Source organism: Photorhabdus machadonis, assembly GCF_052657765.1.
Map to the genome: position 1 here is coordinate 564526 of NZ_CP199761.1, position 18386 is coordinate 582911.

Genomic DNA, 18386 nt, shown 5'->3' on the forward strand with positions numbered 1-18386 from the left:
TGATCTAGCTTTCGCTATTTATTGTGAAACAGATCAATTTTTCATGAAACCTGTTTCAGGTGGTGAAAAATAATTCTCACTATTTCAAGGTATATCCAAACATTTGTTAGCTTTCAATAAGGGTTTACTTAGTGCTTTGTTTTATTGAATTTATTTCTAGCATAAAACACCGGTTGATTATTAATATACAGCAAAAAGGAGTTTTCAACAGGATTTAACTTGATGGTTATCACATAAAATAGGGCTGATAATCCAGTCATTGGCTCTTACGATCGTTCTTCCAACTTCGTTGTAAAATAAAAAATCCCGCTTTACTGTTTTGTATTCAACACATAAAACAAACGTATGTTTAAAAACAAACAAGTGCCTAAAAATGACGAACCGGGAAAAACAAATATTGCAACTTCTGAGACGAGATCCATTAATTCCACAGCAGGAAATTGCCGATATTTTAGGTATAAGTCGCTCCGGTGTTGCTGGTCATATTATGAATTTAATGAATAAGGGATATATAAAAGGGAAAGGTTATATTTTATCTGATCATAATTATGTGGTGGCAGTTGGTTCTATTAATATGGATGTTTACGGTTATGCATCGGATAAACTTATTTATCAGGATTCTAACCCAGGGAAAATAAAATGTACCCCTGGTGGTGTAGGCAGAAATATTGCTCAAAATATCGCGTTATTAGGTAAAGAATGTCATCTTATTTCTGTTGTTGGCGATGATTTCTATGGTAGCACTTTACTGGATCAGGCCAGATGCGCAGGTGTTAATATTGACTACTGCTATAAGCTTTATGGTGAAAATACCTCGACATATGTCTCCTTATTAGATGACGGTGGTGAGATGTTGGTTGCCATCAATGACATGCATATTTTGGAAAAATTGACGCCATCGTTGTTAGCGAATCATTATGATCTTATTCAACATGCAGGCGTACTGGTTATTGATTGCAATTTATCCGAAGAAGCTTTGGTTTGGCTGTTGACTAATGTCGGAACAGTGCCGGTATTTGTGGATACAGTATCCGCATTTAAAGCACCTAAGATTAAAAACTGGCTTTCCTATATCCACACCTTAAAACCTAATTGTCTGGAGGCGGAAGCGCTTAGTGGAATGAAAATTACCCAACCTACCGATGTTCCGGCAGTGGCACGGTGGTTTCACGATCAAGGTGTGCAACGTTTAGTGCTGAGTATGGGTGTAGAAGGTGTTTACTTTAGTGAAAGTGATGGTATGGCGGGTTGGTCACATCCTATCAGTGTTAAGGTTATTAATGTTACGGGCGCTGGCGATGCGATGATGGCCGGGCTGGTGAACTGTTGGCTGGAAAATATGACGCTGGCAGAGAGTGTTCGTTTTGCTCAAGGGTGTTCTGCTCTTACATTATCTTGTGAATTTACCAATAATCCAAATCTATCGACTGGCAATGTCCGAAAACTATTGGAATTACCATCATGAAAAATCACGCTATTGAAAATGAATATCTGGATGTTTCCCCGGAAGTTGCAGAAGCTTTAGCGGATAACCAACCTGTCGTAGCGTTGGAATCTACGATTATTGCTCAAGGGATGCCTTATCCGCAAAATGTAGAAATTGCGCTACAGGTTGAGCAGAAAATCAGGGAAAATGGCGCTATTCCCGCAACGATAGCCGTTATCAATGGACGCATGAAAGCCGGTTTGTCGCATGAAGAAATAGAACTTTTGGGCAGTGAAGGCTACAAGGTTACTAAAGTCAGTCGTCGTGATTTACCATTTGTGGTAGCTGCCGGAAAAAATGGGGCGACCACCGTTGCTTCCACCATGATTATTGCGGAGATGGTGGGGATTAAAATTTTCGCTACCGGTGGCATTGGCGGGGTGCATCGTGGAGCAGAGCATACTTTTGATATTTCGGCCGATTTACAGGAGTTGGCGAAAACCAGTGTTGCGGTAGTCTGTGCGGGTGCTAAATCCATTCTGGATCTTGGTCTGACAACAGAATACCTTGAAACTCATGGTGTACCGTTAATTGGTTATCAGACCCACTCTTTGCCGGCATTTTTCTGCCGTACCAGTCCATTTTCTGTCAATATTCGCGTGGATTCTCCAGAACAGATAGCTCAGGTAATGGCGATAAAATGGGATACCGGATTACAGGGGGGATTAGTGATTGCTAACCCGATCCCTGAGCCGTATGCCATGTCGGAAACGGAGATTAATGCCGCTATCGAACAGGCGGTGCGTGAATCCATTGAGCACGGCGTGAGTGGAAAGGAATGTACGCCGTTTTTGTTGGCTCGAGTGGTCGAGTTGACCGGAGGCGATAGTCTGTCTGCCAATATTCAATTGATACTTAATAACGCTGAACTAGCGGCAAAAATTGCTTGTTGTTATTGGGAAAACCGTAGGTGAAATGAGTTTCGGAAAGTTACTGGCAGAAAACAACGGGGCTCAACTGAGCCCCTATTTGTGAATTAGGTTTTTTTCTTCAATATCGGTTTCAGGAAACGCGCAGTATGTGATTGCTCACATTCGGATACCTCTTCTGGGGTGCCTGAGATCAGAATTTCGCCGCCACCGCTTCCTCCTTCTGGGCCAAGATCCACGATCCAGTCAGCGGTTTTAATCACATCAAGATTATGCTCAATAACCACAATGGTATTTCCTTGATCGCGTAATTGATGCAAAACCGCCAATAATTGCTGAATATCAGCAAAATGCAGACCCGTTGTTGGTTCATCAAGAATATATAACGTCTGCCCCGTTCCACGTTTGGAGAGTTCGCGCGCCAGTTTTACCCGTTGTGCTTCACCACCTGATAACGTCGTTGCTGATTGCCCCAGACGGATATAAGAAAGACCGACATCTATCAGTGTTTGCAGTTTGCGGGCCAGAGCAGGAACAGCATCAAAGAATTCACGGGCTTCTTCGATCGTCATATTCAGCACTTCATTAATATTTTTGCCTTTATATTTTACTTCCAATGTTTCACGGTTATAACGCTTACCTTTACACTGATCGCAAGGGACATAAATATCAGGCAGAAAGTGCATTTCTACCTTAATGACGCCATCACCCTGGCAAGCTTCACAGCGTCCACCTTTAACGTTAAAACTGAATCGTCCGGGTGTATAACCACGGGTGCGGGATTCAGGTACGCCTGCAAACAACTCACGGACTGGCGTGAATACACCGGTGTAAGTTGCGGGGTTAGAGCGGGGAGTTCGGCCGATCGGACTCTGGTCAATATCAATCACTTTATCGAAATGCTCTAGTCCTTGAATATCAATATAAGGAGCCGGATTGATATTGGTCGCGCCATTTAATTGGCGTTGTGCAATGGGGAACAGCGTATCATTTATTAGCGTCGATTTACCGGAGCCAGAGACCCCGGTAATACAAGTGAATAATCCGACCGGCAGGCTGAACGTTACATTTTTCAGGTTATTCCCTTTTGCGCCAATCAGCTTCAGTACCTTTTTCGGATCAGCCGGAATACGTTGCTCTGGGATTGCAATTTCCCGTTCACCACTCAGGAATTTACCTGTCAGTGAATCTTTGCTAATCATGATATCTTTAACTGTACCTTCCGCGACGATTTCGCCACCGTGCACACCAGCACCAGGGCCGATATCAATAACATGGTCGGCAGCGCGGATGGCATCCTCATCATGCTCAACGACAATCACAGTATTCCCCAGATTGCGCAAGTGGATCAGCGTTTCCAGCAGGCGTTCATTATCCCGCTGATGTAACCCGATAGACGGTTCATCCAGTACATACATTACGCCTACCAAACCTGCACCAATCTGGCTGGCAAGACGGATACGCTGAGCCTCGCCACCGGACAGTGTCTCGGCGGAACGGGAGAGCGTCAAATAATTCAGACCAACATTAACCAGAAATTTCAGGCGGTCATGGATCTCTTTCAGTACTTTTTCGGCAATTTGTGCACGCTGACCGCTGAGCTTGATATTTTGGAAGAAGTCCATTGCATGGCCGATGCTGAAATCTGAGATTTCCGGCAAGGTTGTATTCTCAATAAATACATAACGGGCTTCTTTGCGTAAACGAGTTCCGTGACAGGAAATACATGAGCGGTTACTGATATATTTCGCCAGTTCCTCACGAACGGCGGTAGATTCTGTCTCTTTATAACGGCGTTCCATATTATGCAGTACACCCTCAAATGGGTGGTTGCGTACCGTGGTATCGCCACGGTCATTGGTGTATTTAAATTCAATGGATTGTTTACCGGAACCGTATAACACCACTTTCTGAATATTGGCGCTTAGGGAGTTGAAAGGTGCTTCAATATCGAATTTATAATGGCTTGCCAGTGAACACAGCATCTGAAAATAGTAGAAATTACGGCGATCCCAGCCCCGAATTGCCCCCCCTGCCAGAGAGATATCACCATTCTGGATGACTCTGTCAGGATCAAAAAATTGTTGAATGCCTAAACCATCACAAGTTGGGCAGGCACCGGCTGGGTTGTTAAAAGAAAACAGGCGAGGTTCCAGCTCACTCATGCTATAGCCACATGCAGGGCACGCGAAGTTAGCGGAGAAAATCAGTTCTTCAGCTTTATTGTCATCCATCTCGGCGACAATGGCTGTGCCACCTGAAAGCTCCAGCGCTGTTTCAAAAGATTCAGCCAGACGTTGAGCCAGATCGGTGCGAACTTTAAAGCGATCAATGACCACTTCAATGGTGTGTTTCTTCTGTAATTCCAGTTTTGGCGGATCGGACAGATCACAGACTTCACCATCAATGCGTGCGCGGATGTACCCTTGTGCTGCCAGATTGTCCAGCAACTTCGTGTGTTCCCCTTTGCGCTCTTTGACGATCGGTGCTAGCAACATCAGGCGATTCCCTTCCGGCAGTGCCAGAACATTATCTACCATCTGGCTGACAGTCTGTGCCGTGAGTGGAACATCGTGATCAGGACAACGTGGTTCACCTACACGGGCAAACAGCAAACGCAGATAATCATGAATTTCGGTAATTGTTCCCACGGTGGAACGTGGGTTATGGGAAGTGGATTTTTGTTCAATGGAAATAGCCGGGGATAGCCCTTCAATATGATCAACATCGGGTTTTTCCATCAGTGACAGAAACTGGCGCGCATAAGCTGAAAGCGATTCAACATAACGACGCTGCCCTTCTGCATACAGAGTATCGAATGCTAGAGAAGATTTACCTGAGCCGGACAAACCCGTGATAACTATCAGCTTGTCTCGGGGAATTATCAGATTGATATTTTTGAGATTATGGGTGCGTGCGCCCCGAACTTCGATGTTATCCATGAACCATTTCCCAGATTATTCGTACGTGCATAACTAATAATAAGTGCGTTATTATTACACAGAGTTGACTGATTAGATATACAGTGGTCAAGTGAAATACTGTAATCAGTACAGTATAAAGTACGGTGAGCTTCGCAAAGTCAGTTCTAATGTGGCTACGTTTCATTTTTAGCGTCGCATGTTAAACTGCTTTGCTTATAATTGTAGAAATTCATTTCATCAGGAGTATTCCCAATGGCCAGCAGAGGCATAAACAAAGTTATTTTAATCGGCAACCTGGGGCAGGACCCAGAAGTCCGCTATATGCCAAATGGTGGCGCAGTTACCAACATTACTCTGGCGACGTCTGAAAGCTGGCGCGATAAACAGACCGGTGAGATGAAAGATAAGACTGAATGGCACCGGGTTGTTTTGTTCGGTAAACTGGCAGAAGTCGCGGGTGAATACCTGCGTAAAGGTTCACAGGTTTATATCGAAGGCGCTCTGCAAACCCGTAAATGGCAGGATCAGAACGGCCAGGATCGTTACACCACTGAAGTGGTAGTAAACATGGGTGGTACCATGCAAATGCTGGGTGGGCGTGCGAGCGGCCTCCAGGATAACCAATCGCAAGGCGGTAGCTGGGGACAGCCACAGCAGCCACAATCACAACCACAACAATCTCAGCAGTTCAGCGGCGGTGGTGCGCCTTCCCGCCCGGCTCAGTCCCTTGCTCCACAAGGCAATGAACCACCGATGGATTTTGATGATGACATTCCGTTCTAAAAAATACCATAGATGTTTTTGTAAAATTTTAATCTCTAAGCCCCGAATTACGGGGCTTTTCTTTGTGTGCCGGGCATGCTCAGCAGCTCGGGGGTGAAAGTCCCCTGTCCAGCCTGATGGTGGCGAAGGACTAGTGAAACGCAAGGGCGTCGTTGCGAGGCGGGGTCTGAAGGAAGCGTGAAGCAAAACTATGACCTGACGAACAGAAATCAGATATGAGGCCAATCCGGCTGGCAGAGCGAGCAAAGGGTCGCAAAAGCCATAACCATCAAGAGCCGGGGTGGTAAATCTGGCAGGTGTGTAGTGAAAGCGGCTGAGCTTACCCCGGGAGGCCTGTCCGGCGTCCTAAATTCAGGACTGAGTGCACCGTAAGGTGCGCTGACCGGCGGACAGGAGTCAGCAGAGGGCATAGTAGGACGTTACGTCTGAAGGCCCGAACGGTAATGAGTGACGAGTATCACGGAGGTTCTGAAAGGTCATGCAGCAGAAAACGCATCGCGGCCCTGAAACCCGCAGACGGGGTGAAGCCCCGAACGCCGGTTCACAGGGGGCTGAAACCGTGCAGACACCAACGACCAGAGAAAGTCCTGGCTGATGGAAGCCATCTGTGAACCAGTCAATCTCAGGTATGCCCTGAAGAGAGTGAAAGCCAATAAAGGTGCGTCCGGCGTCGACGGCATGAACGTAAGCGAACTGGCGGGCTACCTGAAACACCCCTGGCCGGAACTGAAAGCGCAACTACTGTCAGGCAGTTACCGCGCATCCCCTGTGAGAAGAGTGGCCATCCCAAAACCCGGCGGCGGCGAACGCCTGCTGGGTATCCCGACGGTGGTGGACCGCTTCATCCAGCAGGCGGTGATGCAGGTGTTGCAGGCGCAGTGGGACCCGTCGTTCAGCGCATCAGGCAGTGAAACGGGCTCAGGGATAGATCGAGTCGGGTTACAACTGGGTGGTTGACCTCGATCTGGAGAAGTTCTTCGATCGGGTTAATCACGGTGTATTGATGAGCCGGATAGCGAAGCGGGTGTCGGATAAACGGGTACTGTCACTTATCCGTGAGTTCCTGAATGCAGGCGTGATGGAAGCGGGTATGGTAAGGCCGGTGACAGAAGGGACGCCGCAGGGCGGCCCGCTGTCGCCGCTGTTATCGAATCTGCTGCTGGACGACTTCGACAAGGAACTGGAGAAACGCGGCCTGAAGTTCGTACGTTACGCAGACGACAGTAATATCTACGTGAAAAGCGAACGGGCAGGCAACCGGGTGATGGCGGGAGTGACGCACTGGCTGAGCCGTAAACTGAAGCTGAAGGTCAACGCGAAGAAGAGCGCGGTAGCGCATCCGGAAACGCGTAAGTTCCTGGGTTACAGCTACAGAAGGGGCAGAAAGGTCTGGTGTGTGGTGTCGCCGGAGTCGGTGAAACGGTTCAAAATGCGGATAAGGGAGCTGACGGGACGTAACACGGGCCGAAGTCTGGAACAGCTAATCCAGCCGTTAAAGCGTTATCTGACGGGGTGGAAAAGTTACTACAAACTGAACCAGTGGCCGTCCCTATTGTGCAATCTAAACGGGTGGATAAGGCGCAGACTGCGAAGCATCCTCTGGAAACAGTGGAGAACGGGCAGAAAGCGTTACAAAGAGCTGCGCAGCCGGGGAGTAAGCAAAAATCTCGCGGCGCAGACGGCGGGGAGTGATCATAAAGAGTGGCGGATAAGTTGTAGGCCGGCGCTGAATATAGCACTCCCCAATATGCTGTTTACCAGACTGGGCCTGCCGGAGTTATAGGCAGGCGACGATCAACATAACCGAACCGCCGTATACGGACCCGTATGTACGGTGGTGTGGGAGGAGGCTGGTCGTGAGATCAGCCCCTATCCCGATTTTAGAGTTGCAAATTTCTGCTTGAGAAGTTTTTGGTTATCAGCTACGTTTAGAAAACGTAAAGAATGGTGACCAATATGATCAGATTAGTGACCAGGCATATTGTGAGTGAAACGGGAGAGAGGCTGAAGCTTCTTGTCGATGGTCCTTCAGGTGTCCCGTTGTTTTACCCCAACTTGTACAACACTTCTCAAATCCGTGGGGCCTCTAAATCTGTAGCTACCATTCAAAGTTACATAACTTCAATGAAAGTCCTTTATTCTTGGGCTGCTGAGTATTCGGTCGATATTGAAAAGCGATGGAAGAGAGGGGAATGGCTTAAAACTTGGGAGGTTGATTCTTTAAGGGATTATTGTTCTTTGCCATTGAGATCTCCTTCGGAGCTGCAAGAGAAAGTTGTAAATATAAGACAAGGTCGTCCAGTTATTTCTGCAAGTGTTAATTCACCAACCAAATACGTTCGCATGACTTTCATCGCAGATTATCTGCGATGGTTCGCTGACATGCTAACTAAAACTTCCAGTAAGAATTTAAAGATTGAAATAGAGGCGATGTATAAAAGTATCAAGTCTCATCGCCCCAAGATGAAAGGGAGGTCAGTTATCTCTCGAGAAGACAAGGGGCTTGATTCTGACTTATTGCAGGAAGTAATGAAAGTATTGAAACTTGGGCATGATAATAATCCTTATCAAGGTTACTCCTTACAAGTGCGTAATGCTGCAATCATAGCATTGCTACATTATTTAGGCATTCGCAGAGGTGAGTTACTTAATCTAAGAATTGATGATATAAATTTTGTCACCAATGAGGTTAGGATTGTCAGGCGTGCCGATAGCTCCAAAGATCATCGCGTTTACCAGCCTTTAGTAAAAACAGAAGAGCGTATCTTACCAATAAGTAGCAGGTTGGCCGAGATATTGAGTGAATATGTTATAAGGTACCGTTCAGCTTTTCCTTTTGCTCGTAAACACCCTTATTTATTTGTGACACACAAGAAGGGACCCTATCAAGGTGACCCTCTTTCCAATAGTGGTTTTGGAAAGGTGATGTATAGCAGACAAATTTTCACCTATTCACGCGCACGCCTTTAGGCATAGTTGGAACTATAGTTTTTCAAAGGCATTAGATCAGGCTGAAAATAAGCATAGTCCAGAGAAAGAAGAGCAAATGAGGTCTTATCTAATGGGCTGGAAAGAAACCTCAGGTACAGCAGCCATATATAACAGACGGCATATAAAAGAAAAAGCTAAAGAAGTAATTTTGGACTTTCAACGTAGCATTAGGGCTTTAGGAGCTGATTCTGATGATTAACTCTGAAAAAATCAATGTTAAATATGAGAGGGCGATATTTATTTCTCGTGATGGTAGAGAGTTTAATATAAATGATAATTCTTGGAAGCTAAATAAGAACGTTATGGTTGCCGTTAAATGGATTTCGAGATTGAAATCAATTGTAGAGTTACCGTTAAAGACTGTGCTAGCGCGGTGCGCTGAGGAATACGCGGCGGAAACAGTAACAGGGCTAAATAATCAGGCGAGGCGGTATTTTAATCTCACGGGAGATCGTGAGTTTCTGGTTGATTCACTAATTTGGTACCGCACGACTTTATCGCGTGATAAGGAGCAAAATCTATCCCAAATAAGAATGCTCGTGCGAAATTGGATTGGATGGGGGTATCCAGGGATATCTCAAGAAGTTCATGATTTTTTAGATGGTCTACGGCTAAGAGGAATGGAGAAAGGAAAAGCGATAAAGAGGTTAGACCCTAAGAATGGGCCGTTAACTGAAATTGAAATGAGTGCACTCATTGACGCAATGTTACAAGCATATATTTCTAATAAAATAAATCTTTCGGATTACACGCTGTCGGCAACGCTTGTTTATACCGGTAGAAGACCAATACAAATTACAAGCATGAAGATCAAAGACATCTGTTCGCGTAAAGTTGGTGAAATTGACGAATACTGGATAAATTTCCCAAGAGCTAAACAAAGATTTTCAAAGTGGCGAACAGAGTTTAACGTTTACCCAATTAACGAGGAGCTTTGGAGACTCTTAACTCAGCATATACTAAACGTATCAAGCAAGGTCGCTAAATTAGTTAAGTTCGAATTATCCGCTCAAGTAATACAAGAACTACCAATATTCCCAGACTTTTCTGCAATACGTGAGTACAAAGACAATAAATCATTTATTGCTGCGTTGGATAGTGATGCTCTGCATGTTGAACGGGATTTTTGTAATGAAGTAATGAAAAAGATGACGGTTCTTCTTGATGTTTATTCGGAACGTACAGGACAAAGGCTAAATCTCTCTACTCGGAGATTTAGATACACGCTCGGAAGTAATATTGCTCGCGAGGGGAAAGGGTGAACTTATTATCGCTGAAGCACTGGATCATTCTGATACGCAGAATGTTGGTGTATATGTGAAGAATTTACCTGATGTAGTAGAGCGTATAGATAAGGCAGTTGCTCTACAGTTGGCACCATTAGCGCAGGCGTTTCAGGGTGTATTAGTCGATTCAGAGGCTGATGCTGAGCGTGGTTGCGACCAGAGTAGCCGAATAGGGAATGCCGACGTAAATGTAGGTAATTGTGGAAGCTATGGTTTTTGTGGAGCGATGGCACCAATAGCCTGTTACATATGTAAACATTTTCAGCCATGGGTAGATGGGCCGCATGAAGTTATTCTGGATGAGTTGATCGAGAAGCGCGATGAAGTGTTGCAAAAATTGCCTCTTCGAATGACAGATTAATACTAGCTGTCGCACAAGTTATTCGAAGGTGCAATGCAAAAAAAATTGAGCGATTACGCTTGGAGGGATGCTAATGGCGGAGATTTTCCATTTTCAGCCCAAGGTTGAATTGGATGCCGAGGCTAATGTGAATGAATTTATACGGAGATGCCGTGATGATTTAACTGTATTCGGAAAAAACCTTAATTGGGATAGCTGGAATTGGAAAGGTGTGGTCAACTACACGAAAGTAGGTGCGCCAGGCCGAGGCGTTAAGCCAGAGCATCTGCTTGATGAAAAAATTCAGAGTTTTGCGAAAGCTTATATTCGCTACCAGCAAGGGCATAATCCGACAAAGAATATTCAAGAGATAAAAGCGATTCGGTGTATTGAGCCTGCACTAGTCAAAACTAAAGGTGTCGCAGATATTACCAAACTAGACGTGTTAGTTCTCGATGAGGCAGCAGTGGTCGCCAGAGAGCAATATGGTAGTTCTGGCTATCATGCTGGAGCGCATCTGGAGAGGCTCGCTAAGTTTCTGTCTGACAAAGGAATGGTTGCATCAAAAGTCAATTGGAAGAACCCTATCCCTCGATATATGGATCGAAATAGAACCGGTGAAAAGGGTCAGGCCCACAGGGAAAAGAAACTCCCTAAAGACTATCACCTGGGCTATATGGCTGAAATGTTTGCAAATGACTTTTCTGATCCGCGTGACCGTTTCACGACCTCAATGTTTGCATTAGGTATGTGTGCTCCTGGGAGAGTATCAGAATTTCAGGACTTATCAGTTGATTGTATTCATGAAGAAAATGATAGAAAAGGAGTGCTTAGACTAGGACTACGTTTTTATGCGGGAAAAGGTTATGGTACGGATATAAAATGGGTCAGTACACCGTTTGTTTCGATTGCTAAAGAGGCAATTAAGCGACTTAGGGATCTTTCTATTGAAGGCTTGAAGCTCGCCAAATGGTTGGAGACTCACCCTGATGAATTTTATCGACATCAGCAATGTCCAAATGTCGGTGAAGATGAACCATTAACAGCCATACAAATATGTCAGGCTATGGGATGGGTGGTCCAGGAAGGTCGATCCGCTATGTCTGTAGCGTTCAATCCGTGTAAAAAAGAAATATTGTCAATTCGACAGAGTAAGGGAGACATTACTCTTAGAGACCTTAACCAGATTGTGCATTCCAATCTACCTGTTGGTTGGCCTTGGAAAAATAAAGAACGTGGTGTGAAGTATTCTGAGGCATTATTGTGTTTAAGGAAGAATGAATTTCACGGTAATAGAGGCGTTTCACCTGTAATGCTTTGGACACCAGACAACTCTGCTTTTACTTATGACCTCGGCCCCAGAAAAGGCACTGATCAGAGAAGTATTTGGGTGCGTCATGGCTACAAAAACCCAGATAGTTCAGAGATAAAACTAACCTCGCATCAGCTGAGGCATTTGTTAAATACGGTAGCCCAGCGAGGAGACCTCGGGCAATTCGATCTAGCGATGTGGTCTGGACGAACCAATATCCATCAAAACCGCACCTATAACCATATTTCTGAATATGAAGTATTGGATAAGGTGAAAGCTATTCCTAGTGTTGTGGCTATGATGGGCCCACTCGATAAGGTGAAAAGCCATATACCCGTGACCCTCATGGATCTGGATGCTATTGGAGAGGGCATTGCCCATGTCACGAAATATGGGTTTTGTGTTCATGATTTTTCAATGATTCCTTGCCAGAAGCATCTCGACTGTATCAATTGTACTGAGCAAGTATGTGTAAAAGGTGATAGAGAAAAACTTAATCGTCTCATAATGCAAAGAGATAAGACCATAACCCAGTTAACGAAAGCGTCTACAGGAATGGTAGAAGGTTTTTATGGAGCTGGACGATGGTTTGAGCACCAAAAGAGAACTTTAGAACGAACGGTGGAATTGATCCGACTTCTTGAGTCAAATCATATAGAAGACGGTTCCGTGATTCGTTTACGCAATGAGACAGAGTTTAGCCCGTTAAAGCGCGAGTTGGATGCAAAAATTACGCAGCAGAAATTAGAGTCTGAAGTGCGGATTAAAAATTAAATGAGAGCTCTTTTGGGAGGAGATTTTGGCTAAGCATTTAACCCAATTAGATATAGAGAAAATCCTTGGAGCCTTGGACGGTTGGCAAGGTAAACTGACATGGGACACCCTTTGTGATGCTATAGTTAAGCACATTGGCAAACGTCCAACGCGGCAGTCACTCAATTCTAATAAACAGATTAAACTGGCATTTCAGAATAAGAAATCAAGGTTGAAAGGCGACCCCGAGGATATAAAGATACCGCCTTCATTGGCTATCGCGGGTCAGCGTATAAAGCGTCTTGAAGAAGAAAACTCTAGGTTGAGAGCAGAAAATTCCCGGCTTCTTGAAAAATATATTATTTGGCAATACAACGCATATCGACATGGTTTAACTGAAGAAAATCTAAATATGCCCTTGCCCGCGATAGACCGTGAGAGTTCCAAATAATTTTTTAATCTTGTGAGCTTTATCACCTTTTTACTGTCATCTTTAGATTCAAATATTACATAGCATAGTTTAGACATTAATTCGAAAATGTTATTAATAATGGGGATTAAGATAATAAGTAAGAATTTTACGATACATCTTAAAATCCCAGTTAGGTCCTGGATAATATATAGTGAGGGAGTGAAATGCTAAAGAAATTCAACCACATTAAAAAACTGGGAGTATTCGATAACTTCATTTGGGATACTCAGGTTTTAAGTAAAGGAGGTGCAGTTCAAAGCTTTGTCGATATTAATATAATATATGGTAGGAATTACTCAGGAAAAACAACACTTTCCCGCATTATTCGTGCTTTAGAAAAGGGAGAGATTTCTAATAAATATGGCACGCCTTCATTTAATTTAAAATTCGCAGACAATGTTGAAGTTACTAATCTTAACTTATCAACACATGATAAAAAAATACGTGTTTTTAATGAGGACTTTATTCGAGATAACTTGCGATTCATCAGTAATCCTGAAGAGAGTATTGAGTCTTTCGCTATCCTTGGTGACGATAATAACAAAATAGAAATGGAAATATTGGAATTAAATTCTGAATTAGGAACAAATGAAGAAGGAAAAGAAACAGGTCTATATGCAAGAAAAAAAACGGCAACTGTAACCTATGATACTGCTTTTATGAAGCATAAAAGTGCTAGCGATAACTTGGATAAGCAGCTAACAAATAAGGCTACAGGAAAAGATATTGGAATAAAATACAAACCAGAACGTTTTGGTGACCAGAATTACACTATAGTAAAGCTTAAAAATGAAATTGCGGAAGTTAATAAAAGTAGTTATAAACCACTAACAGAAGAACAGTTGGTACAATACGATAAGTTGATTACAGAGCGAGTATTGCCAAATTTGCCTCAATTTAAACCGCCTACTCTTAATCTCAAATCATTTGAGATAGACGCTGAGAAACTAATTACAAAAATAATTAGTGCGTCTGATAAGATTGAGGAATTAGTTAAAAATGCAATCTTAAATAGATGGGTGAATGAAGGTCGAACACATCATAGAGATCACCATGATAAATGTGCATTTTGTGATAATGTCATTTCGCAGGAACGATGGATAAAACTAGACAAACATTTTGATGAAGAGTCAGAACAACTGGAAAAAGATATTGATGTTCTGACCAAGAAAATTGCAGAAGAAAGAAAATCAATAAAAACGGTGTTGTCAGTCAATAAATCGTTCTTTTACTCTAGGCTGTGTCCCGCAATTCATTTGGACTGGCTGAAGGTGAAGAGAAAACGTCAATCTCGTTCATTTTTTGAACCATTAATCTGCATTTTTGCTATCAATCACCGAGAAAACTGCATGGTTTTCCACTGTGCAGACAATTGAGGGACACAGCCTAGGTTTCATAATGAATTAGATGAATTAGATTTAAATCTTGAAACTGCCGGTAAAAATTATGAGGTATCGCTGGATAGTCTTATTCAGCAACTTCATGATAGAAAGAAGGATACTTTAAATGCCAAAAAATTTGATATTCCTCTCGACTCTACATCTGAGTTGATTGATGTATGGGACAAGTATTTAGATATTTGTAGTAAGAATGATACATTTACTAGGGGCTGTTGATGTTTTAAAGTCATTATTCAATCAACCCACATCGGCAACCAGACAATGATGAATGCGAGTGCCACCATACTGGTATAATTCTGTTCAAGTTTATCGTATCTCGTTGCTATTGCTCGAAAATGCTTAATTCGAGCAATAGCATTCTCGACTAAATGGCGATAACGGTATAAGCACTTATCAATACCCTGGTCTGTTTTTCGACTATTTTTACGATAAGGGAGCACTGGAGTCGCATCCCGTTGTTTAATAAACATCCTGAAACGCTGACTGTCATATCCTTTATCAGCAATAACTGCTTCGGAAGTGGGAGACTTGGAAATAAGGCTTTCTGCGTGAACACTGTCATGAACCTGCCCCCCCGAAAGTTCAAAATGAACGGGCAAGCCTCCGCTGTCTACCGCTAAATGGATCTTGGTTGAACGTCCACCACGACTTTTGCCTATCGCCTCGTCGTTATCTGAAGCAGCTCCAGCACTATGTTGATGAGCCCGAACGATAGTCCCATCAATGAACAACCACTCTGTATCTGCAATCGCAGATAACCCTTTGAAAATAATCTGTAAAATACCTCTCTTTGACCAAGCGTTGAAACGCGAAAAGACCGTATTCCATTTGCCGAATTCTGTGGGTAAATCGCGCCAGGGGATGCTTGTTCTCATCCGATAAATAATGCCTTCCAAGGTCAAACGGTGTTCAGGTTTATCATAAATCCAACCGGTGTGTTGCATGAATGCGGATAGCTTATTCCAGTAGAGATCTGTTAACATTGTTCTCGGCATGATGGTGAGGTCTGGTTGTTTTTTGGCGAAAGTAATTATATCAAATCATCATGCTGTCTAATAATCCCCCGAAAAACATCAACAGCCCCTAGTTCCTTGAGTTCTGAAAAAACTAAGGCGATGAAACTCCTTAGATATAACGAGGTTTTTAATTATCTAATTACGATAGATTACCAAAATCTGACCAGTTCAATAGCTGGATTGAAAAATAAGTCCGATGAAGCAAGTAGTGAACTTTCACTCATTACCGGGATGATTTCTCAAAAGCAATCATTGATCATTGAAAAGAAACGTGAGTTAAATGATGAGGAAAAAGGGGCAAAAAAAGTTAATGAATATTTAAATAATTTTTTTGGTCATAAGTTTCTATCTCTTGAAGCCCAAAAAGGTCAGAACGATGATATAAACTCCACTAAAATTCGATTTGAAGTAATGAGAGATGGAAAAAAAGCTTACCATCTCAGTGAAGGTGAATGCAGTCTTTTGGCATTTTGTTATTTTCTTGCAAAATTGGACGATATTGAAACACGTGATTCCAAGCCAATTATTTGGATTGATGATCCAATTTCCTCACTTGATGGTAATCATATATTTTTTATTTATAGTTTGTTAAATACTGAGATTGTATCTACTGGAATATTTAAACAGTTATTTATCTCGACACATAATTTGGATTTTTTGAAATACTTGAAAAGGTTGAAAGACAGCTTTATTGATAATGTTGGCAGGAAAATTAGTTTCCAAAAATCTTACTTTATTGTTGTAAGGAGTGAAAAAACGTCTACTATTCAAATTATGCCATCGTATTTGAAGGAATATGTTACTGAATTCAATTATCTTTTTCATCAAATATATAAATGCTCTACTATTGATGTCATTGATGATACTAATTACATTACGTTCTATAATTTTGCTAATAACGCTAGAAAGTTCTTTGAGATATATTTGTACTATAAGTACCCTGACCAGGGTATGAACGAATCAACACTCAATTTATTTTTTGGGGAAGACAAAATTCCGGCCATTCTATCTGACAGAATTAATAACGAATACTCACATTTGTGTGGTGTATTTGAACGAGCTGCAACGCCTGTGGAAGTGCCTGAGATGAAAACAGCAGCATGCCAAATAATCGAAAAGCTTAAGGAAGATGAAGGCCAGTACTCAGCACTGCTTAAAAGCGTTGGAGAGTATATAGAGCAAGAGGAATAAATAATTTCTATTTAATTATTTTAATATAACAATTTTATTTTTCATTGCAGACCCGAGAGGAAGAGAAATAGTGTGTCATTCCTATAATTTATTCTAAAAAGGAATGATACTCGTCTCAATTCTTAGATATCTATAATGCACTGAAAACGCTACAGAAGCTGGTTATTCCTGATTATGAATGGATCACATACGGGTGTAGCTGAGCAGGCGAGAAGCCCTGCTGTAAGTACCCCGCTACAGCACATCAACGTTTGGTATTCAGTTTTAGTTAAAAATATATTTTAATCAATGATATGTGAGCATTCTTGTACAGATGTGCTGGAGAGGGATCCTATATGACTTTTAGTCCAGTGATTCAGCTCACTGCTGCACCTGCAAGATTATCGAAACTCTGTATACGGATACCCATGAGGAGTTATAATGGTTCGTAATATTGAAAATGGAGGAACAGTTCGGTGGTTAGAGTCCCGGAGTTTGGTATGAAAAAAGTTGGCTTAGATGCAAATGATATTATTGATATTAAAGACCAATATGGTTGCATCATCATTGGCCATACGGAACTAAAAATGTATTCCTTGGGTACTCTCTTGGAAGGAATTTCCGCAGTTAATCTTCACCAAAAAATTGGCTTCGGTTTACCAACAGGTAAAGAGCAGCTCTAATTTTTTCACGCTGTTCCGAAAGCTTTTTATGTTCTTCCAACCTGCTGAAAATTTAGAAGGAGGGGCAGAGAATCCAGCACTGAGTGTGGTCGGCAATTGTCATCATGCGTTAATCATTTTATGTACAATAACATTGAACCGCGTTCATTCAGATATTCGTAGCGAAACGTTCGTTAAAGCTCTCAATACACATATTATGTGTCGGCTTACCGGGATGCTTACAATTTAATTAACCACTTTATTTGTAATGGTATTTTGCTCTCAAGACTCAATATTTTCCTTCTAATTTACAGTGGAAGTTTCTTGAAAAACCTTGGTGTACGCTGGTTCATTCGAGACCCATTCTCGTTCACCTCGCGTAATGAAATCTGCGATAGCAGATTCAATGACGTCGCGGCTCAAAACGTCAACATCAACGATGATCTGTAAACCAATACCATTTGCATAGCCGGGTAGGATACGATAACCACTGTGAACTACTGGTGGGTTTTCTCGGGCTATTTCCTGTTCTCGCTTCTCAAGATATTCCATCCATGTCAGCCCTGCGAATTGGGAGAGTGCTGGTTTATTGCACAAATCACAGAGCCGTTCGCCATCATCCAGCATCGACCATGCTTCATTGAATGCGATTGATTCGGCTCTATCACTAAATTCTACACTGGCCGTAATTATCTCCGCATTCCAGAAAACCGCAGAGTCACTTCCCAAGAAAAGTATGTCGCTATGATGCAATAAACCGGTTAATCGCGAGCGGCAGCTCCTGGAGCCAAGTACAGAGGGTTCTTGGCTGTAGCAGGGTGACGATCAGCAACGCGGTTAAACTTAAACAATGTGGCAATGGGAAGACATCGGGTAAGGTGGAAACGTAGGAATAGTTAATTTTTGTCCGTTCAGCGTGCTG

17 protein-coding genes are annotated in these 18386 nt (G+C 42.8%); 14 read left to right on the top strand and 3 right to left on the bottom strand.

Annotated features, from left to right (window positions below; translation table 11 throughout):
• Positions 1-373: 373 nt before the first annotated feature.
• The gene (locus ACUN2T_RS02730; protein ID WP_445496125.1) at positions 374-1465 is read left to right on the top strand and encodes a PfkB family carbohydrate kinase; all 1092 of its coding nucleotides are present in this window, start codon (positions 374-376) and stop codon (positions 1463-1465) included.
• Complete coding sequence (locus ACUN2T_RS02735; RefSeq protein ID WP_445496126.1) at positions 1462-2400, top strand: pseudouridine-5'-phosphate glycosidase; 939 nt, start codon at positions 1462-1464, stop codon at positions 2398-2400. The genes ACUN2T_RS02730 and ACUN2T_RS02735 overlap by 4 nt, the downstream gene beginning before the upstream one ends.
• Before the next feature lie 62 nt (positions 2401-2462).
• On the opposite strand, the gene uvrA is transcribed toward ACUN2T_RS02735, so the two are convergent.
• A complete protein-coding gene (uvrA, locus tag ACUN2T_RS02740; RefSeq protein WP_445496128.1) occupies positions 2463-5297 on the bottom strand; it encodes an excinuclease ABC subunit UvrA in 2835 nt (944 codons plus the stop codon).
• Positions 5298-5531: 234 nt separating this feature from the next.
• Between uvrA and ACUN2T_RS02745 the strand changes: the two genes are divergently transcribed.
• The 10 genes from ACUN2T_RS02745 (at position 5532) to ACUN2T_RS02790 (ending at position 14592) form a co-directional block, all read left to right on the top strand.
• A complete protein-coding gene (locus ACUN2T_RS02745) occupies positions 5532-6062 on the top strand; it encodes a single-stranded DNA-binding protein (RefSeq protein WP_445496129.1) in 531 nt (176 codons plus the stop codon).
• 594 nt (positions 6063-6656) lie between these two features.
• Positions 6657-7019: a hypothetical protein gene (locus tag ACUN2T_RS02750; RefSeq protein WP_445496130.1), complete on the top strand. Its 363-nt coding sequence runs from the start codon at positions 6657-6659 to the stop codon at positions 7017-7019.
• Positions 7012-7845, top strand: coding sequence for a reverse transcriptase domain-containing protein (locus ACUN2T_RS02755; protein WP_445496131.1), 834 nt, complete (start codon positions 7012-7014; stop codon positions 7843-7845). Before ACUN2T_RS02750 ends, ACUN2T_RS02755 begins: the two co-directional genes overlap by 8 nt.
• A 173-nt stretch (positions 7846-8018) precedes the next feature.
• A complete protein-coding gene (locus tag ACUN2T_RS02760; RefSeq protein ID WP_445496132.1) occupies positions 8019-9032 on the top strand; it encodes a tyrosine-type recombinase/integrase in 1014 nt (337 codons plus the stop codon).
• 91 nt (positions 9033-9123) lie between these two features.
• Positions 9124-9252 (top strand): integrase, encoded by a 129-nt coding sequence (locus ACUN2T_RS02765; RefSeq protein ID WP_445496133.1) that lies wholly within the window; start codon positions 9124-9126, stop codon positions 9250-9252.
• Positions 9245-10315, top strand: coding sequence for a hypothetical protein (locus ACUN2T_RS02770; RefSeq protein WP_445496134.1), 1071 nt, complete (start codon positions 9245-9247; stop codon positions 10313-10315). Before ACUN2T_RS02765 ends, ACUN2T_RS02770 begins: the two co-directional genes overlap by 8 nt.
• Positions 10293-10700, top strand: a complete 408-nt coding sequence (locus ACUN2T_RS02775) for a hypothetical protein (protein ID WP_445496135.1) — start codon at positions 10293-10295, stop codon at positions 10698-10700. Before ACUN2T_RS02770 ends, ACUN2T_RS02775 begins: the two co-directional genes overlap by 23 nt.
• A 73-nt stretch (positions 10701-10773) precedes the next feature.
• Entirely contained in the window at positions 10774-12765 is a 1992-nt protein-coding gene (locus tag ACUN2T_RS02780; RefSeq protein ID WP_445496136.1) for an integrase, read from the top strand.
• Between the two features lie 25 nt (positions 12766-12790).
• Entirely contained in the window at positions 12791-13195 is a 405-nt protein-coding gene (locus ACUN2T_RS02785) for a hypothetical protein (RefSeq protein ID WP_445496137.1), read from the top strand.
• Between the two features lie 185 nt (positions 13196-13380).
• The gene (locus ACUN2T_RS02790; RefSeq protein ID WP_445496138.1) at positions 13381-14592 is read left to right on the top strand and encodes an AAA family ATPase; all 1212 of its coding nucleotides are present in this window, start codon (positions 13381-13383) and stop codon (positions 14590-14592) included.
• A gap of 257 nt (positions 14593-14849) precedes the next feature.
• Here ACUN2T_RS02790 and ACUN2T_RS02795 read toward each other — a convergent pair whose 3' ends face one another.
• Positions 14850-15611, bottom strand: a complete 762-nt coding sequence (locus tag ACUN2T_RS02795) for an IS5 family transposase (RefSeq protein WP_445496139.1) — start codon at positions 15609-15611, stop codon at positions 14850-14852.
• A gap of 96 nt (positions 15612-15707) precedes the next feature.
• On the opposite strand from ACUN2T_RS02795, the gene ACUN2T_RS02800 reads away from it, so the two are divergent.
• Both ACUN2T_RS02800 and ACUN2T_RS02805 read left to right on the top strand, forming a co-directional pair.
• Positions 15708-16823 carry an AAA family ATPase gene (locus ACUN2T_RS02800; RefSeq protein WP_445496140.1) on the top strand — a complete coding sequence of 372 codons (1116 nt, stop codon included), beginning with the start codon at positions 15708-15710 and terminating at the stop codon, positions 16821-16823.
• 479 nt (positions 16824-17302) lie between these two features.
• Positions 17303-17485, top strand: a complete 183-nt coding sequence (locus tag ACUN2T_RS02805; protein ID WP_445496141.1) for an AbrB/MazE/SpoVT family DNA-binding domain-containing protein — start codon at positions 17303-17305, stop codon at positions 17483-17485.
• Between the two features lie 282 nt (positions 17486-17767).
• Here ACUN2T_RS02805 and ACUN2T_RS02810 read toward each other — a convergent pair whose 3' ends face one another.
• Positions 17768-18193: a hypothetical protein gene (locus ACUN2T_RS02810; RefSeq protein WP_445496142.1), complete on the bottom strand. Its 426-nt coding sequence runs from the start codon at positions 18191-18193 to the stop codon at positions 17768-17770.
• Positions 18194-18386: the final 193 nt, after the last annotated feature.

Coding starts and splice junctions, on each gene's coding strand:
- ACUN2T_RS02730 (WP_445496125.1), top strand. CDS start 374: ATGACGAACCGGGAAAAACAAATATTGCAACTTCTGAGACGAGATCCA.
- ACUN2T_RS02735 (WP_445496126.1), top strand. CDS start 1,462: ATGAAAAATCACGCTATTGAAAATGAATATCTGGATGTTTCCCCGGAA.
- uvrA (WP_445496128.1), bottom strand. CDS start 5,297: ATGGATAACATCGAAGTTCGGGGCGCACGCACCCATAATCTCAAAAAT.
- ACUN2T_RS02745 (WP_445496129.1), top strand. CDS start 5,532: ATGGCCAGCAGAGGCATAAACAAAGTTATTTTAATCGGCAACCTGGGG.
- ACUN2T_RS02750 (WP_445496130.1), top strand. CDS start 6,657: ATGGAAGCCATCTGTGAACCAGTCAATCTCAGGTATGCCCTGAAGAGA.
- ACUN2T_RS02760 (WP_445496132.1), top strand. CDS start 8,019: ATGATCAGATTAGTGACCAGGCATATTGTGAGTGAAACGGGAGAGAGG.
- ACUN2T_RS02765 (WP_445496133.1), top strand. CDS start 9,124: ATGGGCTGGAAAGAAACCTCAGGTACAGCAGCCATATATAACAGACGG.
- ACUN2T_RS02770 (WP_445496134.1), top strand. CDS start 9,245: ATGATTAACTCTGAAAAAATCAATGTTAAATATGAGAGGGCGATATTT.
- ACUN2T_RS02780 (WP_445496136.1), top strand. CDS start 10,774: ATGGCGGAGATTTTCCATTTTCAGCCCAAGGTTGAATTGGATGCCGAG.
- ACUN2T_RS02790 (WP_445496138.1), top strand. CDS start 13,381: ATGCTAAAGAAATTCAACCACATTAAAAAACTGGGAGTATTCGATAAC.
- ACUN2T_RS02795 (WP_445496139.1), bottom strand. CDS start 15,611: ATGCCGAGAACAATGTTAACAGATCTCTACTGGAATAAGCTATCCGCA.
- ACUN2T_RS02805 (WP_445496141.1), top strand. CDS start 17,303: ATGAAAAAAGTTGGCTTAGATGCAAATGATATTATTGATATTAAAGAC.